16 protein-coding genes and 1 tRNA gene are annotated in these 16393 nt (G+C 57.5%); 11 read left to right on the top strand and 6 right to left on the bottom strand.

What is annotated here, in order from left to right:
- The first annotated feature begins 1 nt into the window (after position 1).
- Entirely contained in the window at positions 2-1273 is a 1272-nt protein-coding gene (locus AGR2A_RS21525) for a GNAT family N-acetyltransferase (RefSeq protein ID WP_003585618.1), read from the top strand.
- A 46-nt stretch (positions 1274-1319) separates the two neighbouring features.
- On the opposite strand, the gene uppQ is transcribed toward AGR2A_RS21525, so the two are convergent.
- Entirely contained in the window at positions 1320-1979 is a 660-nt protein-coding gene (gene uppQ, locus AGR2A_RS21520) for a polysaccharide biosynthesis GNAT family N-acetyltransferase UppQ (protein WP_072493181.1), read from the bottom strand.
- Between the two features lie 185 nt (positions 1980-2164).
- Positions 2165-2869: a glutathione S-transferase family protein gene (locus AGR2A_RS21515; protein ID WP_072493182.1), complete on the bottom strand. Its 705-nt coding sequence runs from the start codon at positions 2867-2869 to the stop codon at positions 2165-2167.
- Positions 2870-2969: 100 nt separating this feature from the next.
- On the opposite strand from AGR2A_RS21515, the gene AGR2A_RS21510 reads away from it, so the two are divergent.
- The 3 genes from AGR2A_RS21510 (at position 2970) to AGR2A_RS21500 (ending at position 4341) form a co-directional block, all read left to right on the top strand.
- Positions 2970-3344 (top strand): winged helix-turn-helix transcriptional regulator, encoded by a 375-nt coding sequence (locus AGR2A_RS21510; protein ID WP_072493183.1) that lies wholly within the window; start codon positions 2970-2972, stop codon positions 3342-3344.
- 133 nt (positions 3345-3477) lie between these two features.
- Positions 3478-3562, top strand: a tRNA-Leu gene (locus AGR2A_RS21505).
- Between the two features lie 263 nt (positions 3563-3825).
- On the top strand, positions 3826-4341 hold the full coding sequence (locus AGR2A_RS21500) for a disulfide bond formation protein B (protein WP_003585612.1): 516 nt from the start codon (positions 3826-3828) through the stop codon (positions 4339-4341).
- 29 nt (positions 4342-4370) lie between these two features.
- Here AGR2A_RS21500 and AGR2A_RS21495 read toward each other — a convergent pair whose 3' ends face one another.
- Positions 4371-4928: an HNH endonuclease gene (locus tag AGR2A_RS21495; RefSeq protein WP_003585610.1), complete on the bottom strand. Its 558-nt coding sequence runs from the start codon at positions 4926-4928 to the stop codon at positions 4371-4373.
- A gap of 313 nt (positions 4929-5241) precedes the next feature.
- Here AGR2A_RS21495 and AGR2A_RS21490 point away from each other — a divergent pair, with 313 nt between their 5' ends.
- The 4 genes from AGR2A_RS21490 (at position 5242) to AGR2A_RS21475 (ending at position 8561) form a co-directional block, all read left to right on the top strand.
- Positions 5242-5541 (top strand): hypothetical protein, encoded by a 300-nt coding sequence (locus AGR2A_RS21490; protein ID WP_072493185.1) that lies wholly within the window; start codon positions 5242-5244, stop codon positions 5539-5541.
- A 121-nt stretch (positions 5542-5662) separates the two neighbouring features.
- Positions 5663-6268 (top strand): transglutaminase-like cysteine peptidase, encoded by a 606-nt coding sequence (locus tag AGR2A_RS21485; RefSeq protein WP_072493186.1) that lies wholly within the window; start codon positions 5663-5665, stop codon positions 6266-6268.
- A 209-nt stretch (positions 6269-6477) separates the two neighbouring features.
- Positions 6478-7269 (top strand): metallophosphoesterase family protein, encoded by a 792-nt coding sequence (locus tag AGR2A_RS21480; RefSeq protein ID WP_072493187.1) that lies wholly within the window; start codon positions 6478-6480, stop codon positions 7267-7269.
- Positions 7270-7598: 329 nt separating this feature from the next.
- Entirely contained in the window at positions 7599-8561 is a 963-nt protein-coding gene (locus AGR2A_RS21475) for a glycosyltransferase family 2 protein (RefSeq protein WP_072493188.1), read from the top strand.
- Positions 8562-8598: 37 nt separating this feature from the next.
- Here the strand turns inward: AGR2A_RS21475 and AGR2A_RS21470 are convergent, their stop codons facing one another.
- Entirely contained in the window at positions 8599-10071 is a 1473-nt protein-coding gene (locus AGR2A_RS21470; protein ID WP_072493189.1) for a lipopolysaccharide biosynthesis protein, read from the bottom strand.
- A gap of 73 nt (positions 10072-10144) precedes the next feature.
- Positions 10145-11368, bottom strand: a complete 1224-nt coding sequence (locus tag AGR2A_RS21465) for a glycosyltransferase family 4 protein (RefSeq protein ID WP_003585598.1) — start codon at positions 11366-11368, stop codon at positions 10145-10147.
- A 316-nt stretch (positions 11369-11684) separates the two neighbouring features.
- Here AGR2A_RS21465 and AGR2A_RS21460 point away from each other — a divergent pair, with 316 nt between their 5' ends.
- Both AGR2A_RS21460 and AGR2A_RS21455 read left to right on the top strand, forming a co-directional pair.
- On the top strand, positions 11685-12806 hold the full coding sequence (locus AGR2A_RS21460) for an acyltransferase family protein (RefSeq protein WP_072493190.1): 1122 nt from the start codon (positions 11685-11687) through the stop codon (positions 12804-12806).
- A 46-nt stretch (positions 12807-12852) separates the two neighbouring features.
- Positions 12853-14181: a hypothetical protein gene (locus AGR2A_RS21455; RefSeq protein WP_072493191.1), complete on the top strand. Its 1329-nt coding sequence runs from the start codon at positions 12853-12855 to the stop codon at positions 14179-14181.
- Between the two features lie 110 nt (positions 14182-14291).
- On the opposite strand, the gene AGR2A_RS21450 is transcribed toward AGR2A_RS21455, so the two are convergent.
- Positions 14292-15344, bottom strand: a complete 1053-nt coding sequence (locus tag AGR2A_RS21450; protein ID WP_072493192.1) for an acyltransferase family protein — start codon at positions 15342-15344, stop codon at positions 14292-14294.
- Between the two features lie 429 nt (positions 15345-15773).
- On the opposite strand from AGR2A_RS21450, the gene AGR2A_RS21445 reads away from it, so the two are divergent.
- Positions 15774-16393: hypothetical protein (locus tag AGR2A_RS21445; RefSeq protein WP_080823332.1), on the top strand; the 620-nt coding region annotated here is incomplete at its 3' end.

Below are 16393 nucleotides of genomic sequence, written 5' to 3'. Positions count from 1 at the left end.
CATGTCCAGCGATCCAAAGAATCCGGATTTTCAGGACCCGCGCATCGCGGCGCTCATGGCGTCTGCGGAGCGTGATCGCCCGGTGGCGGACAGCAGCCGGCGTGTGGGCCGGGAAGGCCGTGAATTCTGCATCTATCCGGGGCAGCTCGGTTACGACATGCAGGAGGAACTCGACTTTCTCTCCAACCGCGTCATGGAGGCAAACGTCTTTTTCACCGGCCGGCTTCTTGCTCCGGCCATGCCGCGTATCGACGACAAGACCGTGCGCTTCGCCCTCATTCGCGATGAGAACGGCGCCCGAAGCCGCATGCGGTTTCTGATGCCTTTTACCGTTGAAAAGCCGGGTTTTTCCATCGGTCCTTCCATCATTCGCGTCTGGGCCAATCCTTTCGGGCCGCTCGGGACGCCGCTGGTGGATACCGAAGGGGCGGCCGAGACCCTTGATAACCTTTTCGACGCCCTTTCCGACCGGGACATGCGGCTGCCGAATGTTCTGGTTCTGCCGGATGTGCGGCTGGAGGGGCCTTTTGCCCGCATGTTCAGAGCCATCGCGCTCAGCCGCAACCTGCCGGTGACGACGACGGGTCATTATCACCGGCCGATGCTGGAAAGCCTGCTTGATGGCCAGGCTTATCTGCAAAAAGCCCTTGCCCCGCATCATTTGCGGGAAATGCGCCGGCAGTGGCGACAGCTCGAGAGGTTGGGCGCGTTATCCTACACTGTCGCGCGCCAGCCGAAGGATATACGCTACCGCATGGAGGAGTTTCTGGCGCTGGAGGCAAGCGGCTGGAAAGGCCGCAAACGCACCGCGCTGGTCAACGACCGGTATCGTGCGGCCTTCGCCCGCGAGGCGATCACCAACCTGGCCGAAGCGGATGCCGTGCGTATCCACACCATCGATCTCAACGGAAGCGCCATTGCCTCCATGATCGTCTTCATCACCGCCGGCGAGGCCTATACGTGGAAGACCGCCTTCGACGAGAATTACGCGCAATTCTCGCCCGGCAAGCTGCTGGTACAGAAACTGACCGACTGGCATCTGGACGACGCCAATATTCTCCGCAGTGACAGCTGCGCCGTGCCCGATCATCCTGTCATGAGCCGCTTCTGGCAGGAACGGCAGGAAATGGGCACGCTTGTCGTGGGGCTCACCCAGAACAGTGACAGGGACGTTCGACAGGTTTCCACGCAGGTGGACATGTATCGCAACACCCGTAACCTCGCCCGCAGCCTGCGGCAGAAAATCCTGTCCTTCGGTCGCAAGGGCAACTGAGGCCGGAGGACGCCAACGGCATCCTCCGGATTGTTCGGGTCCAGCTTCAGCGCGAGGCCGTCCGGATCATCTTGCACAATTGCGTCAAAGCTGCATCGTATCCGCCACCCAGAATATCGATGCAACGCCGGGCGAGCCTGATCTGCTCGGTGCGCGACATGTCGTTATAAGCCTGAATGGCGTTACGCATGGCGCCAGGCGTTACCGGCCCCGATTTGCCGGGATTGTTCGGATTTCCCGGACTGCCCGGGTTTCCAGGATTGCCCGGATTACCGGGATTGCCCGTGGAACCTGAACCGCCAATGCCGAGACCGACATCAACGCCCAGGCCGCTGGATCCGCCGACATTTGCGCCGACATTGGCATTGACGCCGCTGGAGCCGCCAACGGAGGCGTTCACGCCCGCATTGACCCCGCTGGAACCGCCGACGGATGCGTTGACATCCGCATTGACCCCATTGCTGCCACCAACCGAAGCGTTGACATCCGCGCCCAATCCGCCGCCGCTTCTGCCGCCGACATCGGCACTGGCGTTGACGCCGCCGCTGCCACCGACGGAAGCATCGACCCCGAGCCCACCGCTGCCATTACCACCCACGCTCGCATTAACCCCATTCTCTCCACCGATCCCTATGTCCAGCGCGTGGGCGTTGACCGGTAGGATCAGGCAGGCAGACAATAATAAATTGCGAGAAAAAGCCCTCATAATTTCCTCCCTATGAGTTGGCTACTCCCGCCCCGCGTGGAAACTCCACCCGGCCATTATAAATTCAATTAGCAATTGCGTACATACTAATTTATTAGAACTATCTAAAATTATCATGAAAACGCAACCGAGGATGTATCATTTCGAGACAGCGTGGGCGGCAAAATCCGTCCACGCTGCCCTCGTCAGTTTCCGAACCGTTCGACAAGCGTTGCGAGATCAACATGGCCCCGGCAGCTTCCATTGCCTTTAGCCGGCTCTCCACGTTCCAGACCACTCGCATAGACAACAGCGGGATCAGCCTCGACACGCCTGCGCAACGCGGCTAGCTTTGGCCACCGGCCCGGGTCAGCCACATCGTGAATCTCCAGCCAGCGGGCGACACCGACCAGGATTCCATCCGCGAGGCTCGGCCTGTCGCCGATTGCAAAGGGGGTGACGCCAATCATCTCCTCCAGCAGGTCGTGCCGTCTGATCACGGCGTCCGTTCCATACTGCCGAAGAGCCGATTGCAGGGCCGGGTTCGGCGGCTCCATCTCAAGCGCAACCCACAGCGGGGTGAAAGCGCCGGTGAATCCGGTGTTGATGAACGCCGTAAACTGATGCATCAGCTCGGCCTCCCGTGAATGGAGATCGAAACTGATACGCCGCTCGGTGTCGCGTGTTTCCAGCCATGTAGCGATCGCCATCGTCTCGGTCAGTATCTCGCCCCTGTCCGTGATAAGGACGGGTGTTTCGACGCGTCGATTGATACGCTTATAGGCTGCCTGCCGCATTTCACCGAGCATATCCACCCGGCAAAGCCTGTACGGCTTGCCAAGCCACTCAAGCGCTGCGACAAGCCCCATCGAACTTCCCGCCGGGAAGCCATAAAGTAAAATCGGTTCCATTTTTCATACTCTCAGTTTCGAGGGCGCTGCGCAGCGGGTTGAACTTAGCGCCGGGCAGCGCCAAGTAAATTACGAACCTTTTTGTAACCACGAGGCACTGATGAAGGACCTTGTATCCCGTTGCCCCATCGAGGAGGTCATGCAGGTCCTGAGCGGGCGCTGGCGGACGCTCCTGATCTACTACCTGAAGGATGGCACAAAACGCTTCAGCGATCTGCGCAGGGACAACCCGACGATCTCGCATAAGATGCTCGCACTGGAATTGCGCAAACTAGAAGACGCCGGCATCGTTCAACGGACAGAGTTTCAGGGTTATCCGTTGCGCGTCGAATACGACCTGACCCCCGCGGGCACCACGCTTGTACCGCTGATCGACTCTCTCGGCCAATGGTGGGAAACGACGAGCGCCATACCGGAAGCCAGCGGCCCGTCCGTCCTCGCCCTACCTGGTGCTCAGGCACAGCGAAACGCTTAAAATTCCAAGGAATGGCAGCGATGAGCTGTCATTTGAAAGGCGCGAGGTTACACGCTCAAACGCGCAAATTTCCAGCTTTTGGGGTTGCACGCAGGGTCTCGCCCGTGATAGACGCCGTGACATTACCACCGTTGCCCCAATGGCGGAATTGGTAGACGCGCCGCACTCAAAATGCGGTTCCGAAAGGAGTGCTGGTTCGATCCCGGCTTGGGGTACCATTACCTACACATCTCAATTTTCCCTGCTCCAGATGCTTTTTTCATAGCGGCTTCGATGGGTGGCGTAGAGGCTGGTGTCCTCACGAAAGCTTGCTCATCCGCCTTCGTTTCTTACCAGGCTTTCATTTGCCAGTTGCAGAGGACTGGATTAGACGAATCCCGTAACATTCATCGAGATCGGCGACTTAATTTCGCCATCACGCCCGCCTTTTTGAAAGCCCGTTCGGGATATCTGCTTCTTCGCGAAGTTTGGGGAAATTTACATGGCCAATGCGACATCCGCCGATAACAGCCGCACACTCGCCGCTCTCGGCGTCACGGCGGGAATGATCTTTACCGTCGGCTCAGCCCTCGGTTTCCAGCATATTGGCGGTTACACGCCCTGCGCGCTATGCCTGCTGCAGCGCGATCCCTATTATTACGCCATTCCGCTTGGCATCTTGGCCATTGCATCCAGCATTTTCAAATTGCCGGTTCAAATAACACGGCTGCTTCTTGCCCTTATCGGCGTGGCCATGCTGATTGGGGCCGGCCTCGGCGTCTATCATGCGGGTGTGGAATGGGGTTTCTGGGCGGGGCCGATTACCTGCGCCACCGGGGCGCCTTCCATCACGACCAATGCCGGCGACCTGTTGGGTAACCTCAACGCCATCAAGGCGCCTTCCTGCAATGATGCGGCACTTCGTGTCCTCGGCCTGTCGTTCGCCGGATGGAACGTCATCGCAAGTCTGGCACTTGCGGCAGTCGCCTTTTTCGGCGCAAGCCGTAAAAGCCGCTAAGCGGAAAACCGCGTCGCAGTCCTGAAAGCTCAGGGCTGCAGCTCGGTATCCCAGTAAAGATAGTCCATCCAGCTTTCATGCAGATAATTGGGCGGAAACAGACGCCCATTATTGTGCAGGTCCTGAACCGTCGGCTGGAAAGGCTTCTGCGCCGGGAACATGCCCGCCTGTTTGGGAAGCTTGCTGCCTTTTTTAAGGTTGCAGGGAGAGCACGCCGCCACGACATTGTGCCAGGTGGTTTCACCGCCATGCGCGCGGGGAATCACATGGTCGAAGGTCAATTCGTCGCGTGTCCCGCAATACTGGCATTCAAACTTGTCCCGTAGGAAGACGTTGAAGCGTGTGAAAGCGGGGTTGCGGGTGGGCTGCACATAGGTCTTGAGGCTGACGACGCTCGGCAGCCGCATGGAAAAGCTGGGTGACGACACCGCATGATCATATTCTGCAATGATGTTCACACGGTCTAGAAAGACGGCCTTGATCGCGTCCTGCCAGGACCATAACGACAAGGGATAATAACTCAGCGGCCTATAGTCTGCGTTCAGAACGAGCGCCGGCAGGGCCTGTGGTGAAACTGCAATCGTCAAGGGCTTCTCCTGAGCGATTCGGCATCTGCACTTGTATATTAGGTCCGTTGTTACAGGATTGTGAAGCCTATAAATGCAGCGGAGAAGAGCTTAATTTTTCAGCGGGAAAAAGGCCCTTTTATGTTCCGGTGAGGCAGGCAGAGGCCGATTGAGCAGCCGGTCGCACGACGAGACAGCGGCGGGTGATTCCATGCGCGGGAACCGTCAAATCCTTCTCACGACAGCTGCTGCATCAATGATATGATCAGCGATACGGCGAGATGAAAACGGCGCTGCCGGCGACGACCATTCGCGCCCCCCCGGAGGAAACGGAATGACCGCGCATCGGCATCTAACAGCAGCATTTCGGGCGGCCCTTGCGAGCGGCGCTTGGATCTTTGCCGCTTGCCTGGCGGGCTCGGCACCTGCCCAGCAATATCAGAATTTCGAGATCGCGCCGGATGGCCGCGGTGGTGCGCAGGGAACGATAGGCGTGCGAAATTTCGAAGTGCCCCGCAGTTACGACAGGCCGCCCGCGGGCCGCGTCTCCCCGGACACGCGGCGCGACCGGAGAACCAGCGTGCCGCAGCAGACATGTATCGTCGACGCCGAAGGCCGAACACGCTGCAACTGATGGCATTCCCGCGAGAAAAATGGGATTTCACTAAAAAGCAATCTATCGACTTAAATGGCCTGCAAGAAAGCATCGCTATGTTCCCGGGGCATAAGGAAAACAACTGTGCAGGGGCAGGAACATGGCGAAGAAAACAACCCGTGTGGCGGCAAGTCTGGCCATTGCCATCGGCGTGGCGGCAGGCGTGGCGACGACGGCACCGGCCGTTCAGCTCGGCGGCCTCGCGAAAAACCCGTCGGCCTCGCGGCCCGGCCAATTCATGACGACAAGCCGTCCCACGATCGCGCCGATCGCCTTTGCCAAATTCTGCGACAATGCCGCCGACCAATGCGTGCGCATTGGTGATCGTGACACGATCGAACTGACCAAACAGAAACGCGTGGAGCTTCAGCGCATCAACTCCGAGATCAACACCGCAATAACCTATGTTGGCGAACTGGAGGGCGAAGACGAATGGAAGCTGAACCCGACAAGCGGTGATTGCGATGACTATGCGGTGAGCAAGCGGCAGCGCCTGCTGCGTGCCGGCTGGCCTTCCGGCGCCCTGCGCATCGCCACCGCGCGCACCTCCAGCGGTGTCGGCCACGCGGTTCTGGTGGTCAGCACCACCCAAGGGGATTTGGTGCTGGACAATCGCACCAATGTCGTCAAACCGTGGAAGTCCGTGGATCTGAAATGGATCAAGATCCAGTCGCACGAAGACCCGCGTGTCTGGCTGAAACTCTAGGTCTGAAGCAGACATAGTCTTTGCAGGCGAAAAAGAGTATCCTGCCGCTCGCCGATGGAGGCCCCGCCGCGCAAAAACCGCTTCTGGCGAAGCCTTCCGGCAGGGGCCGGGAGCGAGATCCTGACCGGGCACGACCTGTCTCGGGCGGGTGACGTGGCATCAGCTTCCAACGCTCTTGACCTCGTGTAAGGGAGACAGTATCGGCAGCTATGCCCAAGGTGCTCAACTGGATTCGCGGTCGTAAACAACCAGCCCCCCGCGAGGCGCGGAGACGGCGCAGAGTTGAGCTTGGCGACAGGCTGACATCCTTTCCGATCTATGCCATCGGCGATGTGCACGGCAGTCTCGACCTGCTTTTGCAGGCAGAACAAAAAATCCTTGCGGATCTGGCCGGCGACCCCTCTCCCGCCCTTGTCGTGCTGCTCGGCGATTATGTCGATCGCGGACGCGATTCCTGTGGGGTTCTCGAGCATCTGTTGCGGCCGCCGCCTGTGCCACTGCGCCGCATCGCGCTGTGTGGCAATCACGAACAGCTGTTCAGCGACTTTCTCGAAAACCCGCGCGAAAACATGCATTGGCTGGATTTCGGCGGTCGCCAGACGCTTCTGTCCTATGGTGTGGATATTGATTATTTCATTGAAAAGGGCCGCCTGAGGGTTCAACCCTTCAAGGATGCCCTGCTGGGCGCCATTCCCCAGACTCACCGCCAGCTTTTGGCCAATCTGCCGATCTACGCCCGCATCGGGCCCTATATTTTTGTGCATGCCGGCCTGCGTCCGGGTCTGCCGCTCGAAGCGCAGACCGATGAGGACATGCTGTGGATCAGGGAACCTTTTCTGTCCCAGGGCGCGGGACTGGACCTCCTTGTCATCCACGGCCACACGCCGGTGACGGAACCGGAAACCGGGCCGCAACGGGTAGGCATCGATACCGGTGCCTTCACCACCGGCAGACTGACCGTCCTGAAGATCGTGGAATCGGGTCTTTCGATTATCGTGTAACCCCGTCGCTTCTGTCACCGCCATACAACATGTCGTTTGAATATCCGTTTATTGTTTTGACGAGAGAAATTTCACTTTATTCCTGAAGAAAATTGCCTTTAAAAAAGATGGATACTTAAAATGACTGCAGCATATTTCCGGGAAAAACCGGCCATTATTTTAAACATTCAGGACACCCCGCCAGCGCCGATACAAACAGGAACACTTTCCCTGATCCCCGATGAAGCTCCGCGGGCGTTTCCCACAAGCCTCGCACGCGAAACCGCAGCAGCAGGTAACCCGCTCGGTCGTCGCTTCAGGTCCAGGGCCAGCCAACTGCAAGAGGCTTCATGCGTTATTCCATTCTCGTTCCGGCCTTCAACTCCGAAAAAACCCTGGCGCGCGCACTAGACAGCCTTAGCCAACAGAGCTTCGGTGACTGGGAAGCCCTGATCATCGACGACGCTTCCACCGACGGTACGGCGGAGATGGCAGAAGTCCATGCTGCGCGCGACCCGCGCTTCCGGGTTTTGCGCCAGCCGAAAAACGCCGGCCCGGCCGCATCCCGCAACGCCGGCATCGAGCATGCAAGGGGAGAATGGATCGCGCTTCTTGATGCCGATGACGCCTACCTTCCCGATCGATTGAAAAGGCTGGCGGAAATATCCGACCGTGTCGGCCTCGATATGATCGCTGACAATCTCCTGCTTTACGACCTCGGGGCCGATACCATCGTCGGTCCGGCCTTTGCGATGGAGAACGCGCTTTCGAAATGGACGATCCGGACCCTCTGCGAAAACGATGGCCCCGGCCGACACAGCCACGCGGGATGGCTGAAGCCTGTTTTTCGCAAGCAATTGCTTACGGAGAATAATCTTCGCTACCACGACACATTTCGCGTCGGCGAGGATTTTCTTCTTAATGCCGAATTGATTCTCACCGGCTGCAGGGCAGCCATTCTTGATGAGGCGCTCTATCTATACACCACGCCCACCGGCGCAGTATCGGGTCAGCGGTCGACATCGCAGACAGTCGTCAATAATGCGCACTTACTCGCCTCGAGTGACATGCTCATCGAGCGGCTGCAGCAGGGGGACGGCGGGCGCAACGCCCTTCTTGAGCGAAGGGCGCGTCTTAATCTGTCGCAACGCCGGGAACCGGTGAAAGCCGAGATGGTAAAGCTCTATAAAAACAGGCAATTGCTGGCTCTTGCCCTAAAAACCATCCGTCACCCGGCCGCATTCCGGGATATTCTGCGCCCGCCACCTGTCTCCCCCGGTCCTGAAAAATTGCGGGCGCTGCCCTTTTCCTGATGGGAGACGACGGCGAAATAGTCTGCAATGCCCCGCTTCAGCGGCGCGACAGAATTTTGCGCAACTCTACGACCGAGGTTTTCGCGACCGCGGGCATGGCCGCGAAAATCAGCGCCGCGTAGATGCAGGCGCCCACCACGACCAGACATGCGAGAGAGATGATCGGAGGCAATCTACCCTCGATGACCTGCTCCAATCCAAATACGGACGCTCCCATGACGATCGATGCACCGAGCGGGATGGCAATGACCCTCATGATTTTCTGGAATTCCACGCCGCCGTAACGCTGGGTATAAAAAACACCCACTGGCCAGACGCCGTACACTTTCGCGACATGCGCCCAGGCGACAGGATAAAGACCGAAAGGAGCGGCAAGGAAACTCAGTCCGATACCGGCGAGCAATTGCAGGACCGAAATTTTGAGATTGAGCCCTGGCCTTTTGATCGCCGCCAGAACACCCCAGGTGAAGGATTCCACCACGAAGGGTATGGCAATGAGGCAGAGAATTTGCAGCACCGGCACCGCGGGTTTCCAGTTCTCGCCAAACAATACTGGAATGAATATAGGCGCGACCGCTGCCATGCCGGCAAAACAGGGAAATGCGAGAAGGCCCGAAAAGCGGATGAAACCGAGACAGGCCTCTTCCACCGAGCCTTTCTGTGCATGGGCCTGCGAGTAGGTCGCCATGGCCACCGAACCGAAAGGAATAACGGCGAACTGGCTGACAAGATCGATACAGCGCCAGGAAAGCCTGATGTAACCCACGGCAGCCGGCGTCAGGAACATGGCCGCGATCAGTTCCTGAAGTCTGAGGTTCATGGCGAGCAGGAAGCTGGCCGAGAAAATTCTGGACCCGAAACTCCATTGGTCAGCCGCGTAATGCCTGACGAAACGGCGGCGCGGCACCCAGCCTGACGCGAGCCAGTTCATGATCGTCGTTGCGATACTGGCCAGCAGGCGCTGGGCCACCATGGCCCATATGCCCCATCCCTGGAGGGCAAGAACTATGGCAATAGCCCCGGCGAGCATGTTGGAAAAAATCGCCCGCATTGCCAGCTTTCGAAACGCGAACGCCCGCTGCAGCCGGGCCTCATGGATACTGCCGGCACCCATGATCAGGAGCACCGCGGAAAGCGCCATCAACACGGGGCCGAGTTCCGCGAGCCCGAACAGGCCGGCGAGGAACGGTGCCGCCACGGACAGCGCAACGCATAAGGCAGCGCCCCAGCCAAGGGAGAACCAGAAGGCTGTATCCGCATAGTCTTCTTCAAGTTGAGGCCGCTGCACCACCGCCTCCGGCAATCCGCCGCGCGCGATGACGAGAATGATATCGACAAAAACCGTGGCGATGGCGACGAGGCCAAACTCATCCGGCGTCAGCAGACGCGCGAGGATAAGAAAAACTGCAAATGAGAGGAAGACATTGCCGTAACCGCCGACGGCGCTCCACATGGCGCTCGTGACCGACCGCCTCTCAAGGCCGGGGGTATCGTCCTTCGTTTTCAACATGGCCGGCTCCAGTGCGGCCTGTTCAACCCTTCACCCACGGCATCGGGAGCAGGCTCGCGCCGTCGGCGGCCCGTCATGCCGCCGCGGCCCTGCTTTTTGCCAGGACGTCCTCATAGAGTTTCACATAATTCTCGCCTACCCGACGTGAAGTGGATTCCTCGACAATATTTCCGAAGTCGGCTTCCGTCGGCAATTGCTCGCGTGACAGTGTCAGCACCCGGCGGATACGGGCAGCCAGATCGGCAGCATTGCCGGGTTCGAACAGCCAGTCATGATTGGTCTCGCCGATCAGTTCCGGAATGCCGCCGGAGGCGGCGCCGATGACCGGCACGCCCATCGCATAGGCCTCATAGATCGTGCGTGGTGAGGGTTCTGCCCAGAACGAGGGAACGATGAGAACATCGATCTGTTCGAAAAACTCCTTCGGTTTCGCCCAGCCGATGAACTCGATCGGCAGATCGCCGGCCTGCGCCTTGAAGCGCTCAATGGAATCGTCCATCGCGTGGCCCGCCACCAGACAGCGCCAGTTGCCATGACCGATTTCCCTGAAAGCATCGACCATGTTGCCGACGCCTTTCTCCGTATTGATGCGGCCTATGTAACCGAAGGTCATGGGCTGGCCGCTGCGGTCGATCTGTCGTCGCGCCACGGGGTCGCCTTCCGGGACCGTGCAGGAATAAAATATGACGCGCCGCAGGCTTTCCGGAATATGGTGGAAAAGCCCGTGATTGACATGCGTCCTGAGGATTTCCGTACCGACGCTAGCGACCGCGCCGATATAACGCTGTGTGAATTTCTTTGTGAAATTCACAACCTGACAGCCCAGATGAATATGGTCGCACGGTTTGCCACCTTTGAACATGGCGGCGTTGCCGCATAGCAGGTCATATTCGCAAATCGTATGCACGATCGGAATGCGGCGCTTATGCGCCGCCCGCCACACCAGCGTGGTAACATCGAGCAACGAATGCGTGTTGAGGACATCGGGCCTGAAATCGTCAAGAACCGCCTCGAATTGCTTCTCGACGTTGAAATTCCATTGTTGCCTGATCTTCTGCATCCGCCTTTGCTGCGGCGTATATTGCGGCCAGTCTTCCAGCCAGAAATCATTGTTGTGGAACATGCGGTAGACGCTGACGCCATTGCGCACCGACTTCGCCTCGGCCTGGCGCTCTATGCAGGCGGCACCCACCGTATGCCCCATGGCAACCAGTTCCTCTGCCAGATGCTCGACCGAGCGTTCGCATCCACCGACGATATGCGGCGGGTAAAGACTGCTGAGATGGAGGATTCGCATGGGGCTACGCTCAATATCCTTTAAAATTTATATTTCCGCACCGGTACCGCTGAACCGACCAAAAGAAACGGTCGTGAAAGGGCGGCGACCAGGCCGAAGGAAGTAACAATTTAAAAATCAACATCAGAATATCGGGCTTAAAGAGCACCGAAAACACCGCCGTTTCAAGTGATTTTTTGCGGCGCCGCGGAATTCATGCCGTATTGCAAAAAAGAATCTCCGTTGCTAATTATATTCGAATATAAAACCTAACAATATGCAGCCCCGCTGCTGCACCATTGATCTTATTATTTTATTTTAAAAAATTTGGATTCCCATGTCTTCTCAAAGTAGCGGAGAGCTTCCGAGAAACTACAATCTCGACATGTTGCGCGGTCTTGCCGCAGTTTGCGTTGCTTATTCTCATCTGGCGCTGAAGATGCACAATCGTGGCGATACTGATGGAGTGACCCGGGCCCTTTTCGATGTCACCAAGGTTTTTCTCGATGTCGGCAAATTCGGCGTGATCGTGCTGTTCGCGCTCGGCGGTTACTTCATTCTCTCATCGCTGCAAAATGCCGCCATGCGGTATCGGAAACCGCTTACCGCCTTTGTACTGCATCGGTTTTTCCATCTTTATCCCGCCTACTGGCTGTCACTTTTTTTCGGCGTGCTGCTGCCCTGGGATGACCCGGGCAAGATATTCCCGGCCCATGTCGTCGCCATCAACGCCACGATGCTGCAGGGCTTTTTCATGACGGAAAATGTCATGGGACTCTACTGGACCCTGCAGATCAACCTGACTTTTTACGCGCTGTGCGTGCTGCTGTTCCTGATGGGACGAGCAGCCGATTTGCGGGTGGTGACGGCTGCAACAGTTGCGCTTTTTGGTTTTGCGGCAATTCTCTCCCTCGTAAGATACAAGCTCGGCATCAAGATGCCGGTTGCCCTGCCGCTGATGGTGGGTGTGTGCTTTCTGGCATCGCTGTGGAAGGCGTCAGATGCCGGGCGCAACCGTGACAGTCGATATTGTGCCTGGATTGCGGTCGGCACTTTCTACGCAACGCTTCTCCCCATCTGCCTCCTGGCCTATTCGCATGACTACGGCTTCGAGGAGACCTGGTATCGCTACGCCATCAGCTACGGCACAGGCATGACGGTTTTCCTTGTGGTTTCGGCGATGAAGAGGCCTTTCCTCAATCGGCTGGCGCCCCTCGGCGGTGCAAGCTACGCCATTTTTCTGTGTCATCCGTCCGTCTATGCGGTTCTCGACAGGATCGGGTTTACGCCAGCCAATACATCGCTGTCCCCATCCATCGTTATGGTTATTTCTGTCCTCTTGGCCATCACATGCGGCCTGGCTGCCAATCGTTTTATTTTAGCACCCGTGCTCGCCTGGGGAGAGAATGTCGTCAATTCGGCATCCCGCAGACATTTAAGTGCAACCTTGGCCCGTTAAATTGAGATAGGAACATAGTCAGCACGAATAACGGCAGGAGATGTTGATGAAAGAAAACAGGCCTGTCGGTGCTCGCTCCATGACGCGACGCACATTGCTGTCTGCAGCCTCTTTCGCCTTCGCCGCAGCCGGTGGTCTGCGTGCCGCACCGGCGCAGGCCAAAGCCGATTTTTCTGCCAATACCGAGGCATTTCTGGACAGCGTCGGAGTGTGCGGCCATTTCACCCGCACACGTGGTGTCTATCCGGAACAATTCGACCACATCCTTCCGGAACTCAAGGCTCTCGGAGTGCGCCATTTACGCGACGAAGGCATCATCTTTCCTGAAGACCGCCGGGAAAGCGCCTCCTTTAAGCGGCTGCGCCAGATCGTTGCGTCAGGCCTGCGCCTCACCGTCATCTGTTTTGACGATCTCAACCCCTATCTGAGCACGCCATTGGACAGGCTCGTGGATTTCTACGACTGGTGCGATGGCGGCATCGAGGTTTTCGAAGGCAGCAACGAACCCGTGCTTACGTCCGATCCGCAAAATGCGCCGCGCCTTTCGGCGCAACATCAGACGGCATTGCACGACGCGATCCGCGCAAACCCCGCGCTCAGGGATATTCCCCTTGCCGCGCCAAGCTATGTCCTCAGCAACCGGGCGCTGGCGTTTGATCTCGCCAAGGTTTGCCAATATGGCAATATTCATCCCTATGCGGGGATGGAACACCCCGAAACGACCGGGCCGGGCGCCCTCTCGAAGTCTCTTGCCGCTTCCGCGCACATAGCAGCAGGCAGGCCGACGCTCGCCACCGAAATCGGCTACCATAGCGCCCTGAAGACCCAGGGCTTTCATTTTCCTGTCACCGAAGGAATAAGGGCGCGCTACATGCCGCGCACGCTCCTGTGGTGCTTCATCAATGGTATCCGCCGGACATATATCTATGAAATGGTGTCAAGCTTCGCCCGGGATGACACCAATCCCGAGTCCTCCTTCGGCCTGCTGCGCCACGATCTGAGCCGCACCGCCGCCTATGAGGCGGTCCGCGCCCTGCTCTCGCTCCTGACGGCAAGACGCCAGACCGCGCCCACGCAATGCCAGCTCGAATTCGTCGAAAGCGCCTCCGAAAGTGTTTCCCTGAGACTGTCGCGACCGGATGGCGCGCTGCTTGTGCCGGTGTGGCTTGCAATATCGGGCTGGCAATGGCCGGCGCAGATCGAAAACCCGCCAGCCGAACGTGCAGCAAGCTTTATCGTTACCGGTCCACACAGCCAGGTGATTGCCCACCGGTTTCAGGACGACGGCTCCGTTATCCAGCGCGTTATTCCGCAGGAAGGCGGGCAATATCGGCTTGCCGTCAGCGACCAGTTGACGGTGCTGGAAGTTTTTTGAACACTCACCAACGATTTCCAGCCGCAGCTTGAAACCTCCGCCCACACCGGGCGGGAGACTGGCGCGGCCGACATCTTTCGCGTGATCGACCGGGCAGTTGCTCTCACCGCTCAATGTTGAAGGGAGAGCCGCCTGACGCCGTCTCTTTTGCGATAGGCTCGATTAATCGGCGCCTCTATGAATCGATAAGACGCCAAGCCGCACACGATCGTCAGCAGCAAAGCCAGAACACCTGTGATGAGCACCGACACGATACCCGACAACCCCGTTACCCCGACAGCCTTCATCGCAATTTGAATCACCAGATTGTGGACGAGATAGATGGAATAGCTGGCATTTCCCAGATGGACCAGCAGCCAATGCCTTGCAACATAACCGTTCTGTTCAAGGAAGACGCAGCCGGAAACCAACAGCAGTCCCGAAACGCCCCAGGTCAGAGGCCGCACAATGTTGTTGTTATAGAGCTCGAATCCCGAGCTTGTCGCGAGGATGACTGACGCTCCGGCAACGATGAGAAACCAGGCCCCTCTCGGCCCCAGGAAGGGCGGCTTGCCTTTCCTCGCGCAGAAAAATGCTCCGAAGGCGGCACCCAGGGCGAAATCCAGCAGCACCGGGCTGCTGTAATACCGCAGGTAACCATCAAACGAAAACAGTAATCCGGATAACACAAGTGAACAGAGAAAGAATATAATAAGCAATATTCTCGTATAAAAACTCCCCACAACCATCAAAATCGAAAAAACAACATAAAAGAACATTTCGTAGTTCAGGGTCCACCCGACAGACAAGACCGGCTCCCAAAATCCTCCGCGTTCAAATGGTATGAAAAACAGGGACTTCCAGACGTAGCTCGGCTGCAACTCCATAACGCCGAGAGGGCGCGCGCCGAGGAGAAAAATAAAGACGATTATGAATGTCATTATCCAGTAAATCGGAACGACCCTGACAATTCTGTTCACCAGGAATTTCAAGGGATCGCCATCTTTGTTGTGAGTTGTGACGACCATTATTAATCCGCTCAGAACGAAGAATATGTCGACGCCGGAAGCACCGGCTTCGTATCGTCTGACACCCGGGAAAACCCGGTCTATAACGGGCACGAAATGATGGAAAAAGACCATGAACGCAGCAACCGCGCGTAAAACCTGAAGATTGATGATCATCAAATCAATATCCGTATGAATTTGGGATTAATCAAAAAATTATATTGATATAACAGGTGCTTAACTCGGAAAACCGGAGAAATTATAATTTTGCCACGCAGTGCGAAAAGTAAATGAGCAAGACGGGAAGACAAAATATCTCCCTTTATTCAAACATCAGCTAAAATCAAACAATTCCATATGCCTGTCAATTCCTCAGGACCGAGGAGAAGAACTTCGTGACTTTCATCGCTCGCCGACCAACGCCGTATCAAGCCTTGGGCAGCTATCGCCGGTTAAGGATACTTAAGAAGTTGCGGTTGCGTCGTTGTTTTAGCACTTGATCCGCCGCCTAGCCTATGCGATCTAAGAAGAACATTTTAAGTGCTGAATAACCATATCGGCATTGCGCGTAATTAAAGTCGTATTTTAAAAATTTGGAGAGTTGTGATGTCTCGCCTTCTTAATGGCTCGGCGCTCACCGGTGCGATATTGATTATCGGCACGGTTATAGTTTCCGCCTCAGCCCACGCACAGAATGTCGAACCTGCGCCAGGCGCGCCGCAGCAGCAGGCCGCGCCCGCCCAGAGCGTGGCGACAGGCGCACCGGTCAAATCCCGCGATGAAAGCACCGCCGCCTTTCTGGGGCGGGTGAACACGACCAGTCCGGACATGGTTCCCCTTGCCGCCGCTGAAGCGTTCAAGCAGTCTCCGACGTCGCCAACGGTCAGGGACCTGATCGCCGTCGCTTCCAGCACCGATGCCGCCACGGCCGAGCTGGCGGCGAAGGTGACGGGCGGATTTCCGATCATCGCCGTCTCCACCAGTGCCGCGCAGTTTTCCGAGCAGATTTCCGCACTTGTACTGAGCGACTCCAGCCAGTTGCCCGCCGTCGTCGCATTGGCACAGAAGGTCGGCAACAAGGATTTCTCGGAAGTGGTGGGCGAAGGTCTGGCGCTTGCCTATTCCGCGGCGATGCAGAACAACAACACGATCCTTGCGGCCGCCATTCAGCTGCAGACGAAGGGCGCCGGCGTGCCCTCCGATCTGCTGATCGCCTTCAGCGAAAA

Source organism: Agrobacterium genomosp. 2 str. CFBP 5494, from assembly GCF_900013495.1.
In the GTDB taxonomy this organism is placed as follows: Bacteria; Pseudomonadota; Alphaproteobacteria; order Rhizobiales; family Rhizobiaceae; genus Agrobacterium; species Agrobacterium pusense.
The sequence above is the reverse complement of the archived record's forward strand: the minus strand, read 5'-3'. Positions and strand labels throughout refer to the sequence as shown.

What these genes read in the sequence shown, in the direction of transcription:
- AGR2A_RS21525 (WP_003585618.1), top strand. Translation starts at nt 2, where the DNA reads ATGTCCAGCGATCCAAAGAATCCGGATTTTCAGGACCCGCGCATCGCG.
- uppQ (WP_072493181.1), bottom strand. Translation starts at nt 1,979, where the DNA reads ATGAGGGCTTTTTCTCGCAATTTATTATTGTCTGCCTGCCTGATCCTA.
- AGR2A_RS21515 (WP_072493182.1), bottom strand. Translation starts at nt 2,869, where the DNA reads ATGGAACCGATTTTACTTTATGGCTTCCCGGCGGGAAGTTCGATGGGG.
- AGR2A_RS21510 (WP_072493183.1), top strand. Translation starts at nt 2,970, where the DNA reads ATGAAGGACCTTGTATCCCGTTGCCCCATCGAGGAGGTCATGCAGGTC.
- AGR2A_RS21500 (WP_003585612.1), top strand. Translation starts at nt 3,826, where the DNA reads ATGGCCAATGCGACATCCGCCGATAACAGCCGCACACTCGCCGCTCTC.
- AGR2A_RS21490 (WP_072493185.1), top strand. Translation starts at nt 5,242, where the DNA reads ATGACCGCGCATCGGCATCTAACAGCAGCATTTCGGGCGGCCCTTGCG.
- AGR2A_RS21485 (WP_072493186.1), top strand. Translation starts at nt 5,663, where the DNA reads ATGGCGAAGAAAACAACCCGTGTGGCGGCAAGTCTGGCCATTGCCATC.
- AGR2A_RS21480 (WP_072493187.1), top strand. Translation starts at nt 6,478, where the DNA reads ATGCCCAAGGTGCTCAACTGGATTCGCGGTCGTAAACAACCAGCCCCC.
- AGR2A_RS21475 (WP_072493188.1), top strand. Translation starts at nt 7,599, where the DNA reads ATGCGTTATTCCATTCTCGTTCCGGCCTTCAACTCCGAAAAAACCCTG.
- AGR2A_RS21470 (WP_072493189.1), bottom strand. Translation starts at nt 10,071, where the DNA reads ATGTTGAAAACGAAGGACGATACCCCCGGCCTTGAGAGGCGGTCGGTC.
- AGR2A_RS21465 (WP_003585598.1), bottom strand. Translation starts at nt 11,368, where the DNA reads ATGCGAATCCTCCATCTCAGCAGTCTTTACCCGCCGCATATCGTCGGT.
- AGR2A_RS21460 (WP_072493190.1), top strand. Translation starts at nt 11,685, where the DNA reads ATGTCTTCTCAAAGTAGCGGAGAGCTTCCGAGAAACTACAATCTCGAC.
- AGR2A_RS21455 (WP_072493191.1), top strand. Translation starts at nt 12,853, where the DNA reads ATGAAAGAAAACAGGCCTGTCGGTGCTCGCTCCATGACGCGACGCACA.
- AGR2A_RS21450 (WP_072493192.1), bottom strand. Translation starts at nt 15,344, where the DNA reads ATGATCATCAATCTTCAGGTTTTACGCGCGGTTGCTGCGTTCATGGTC.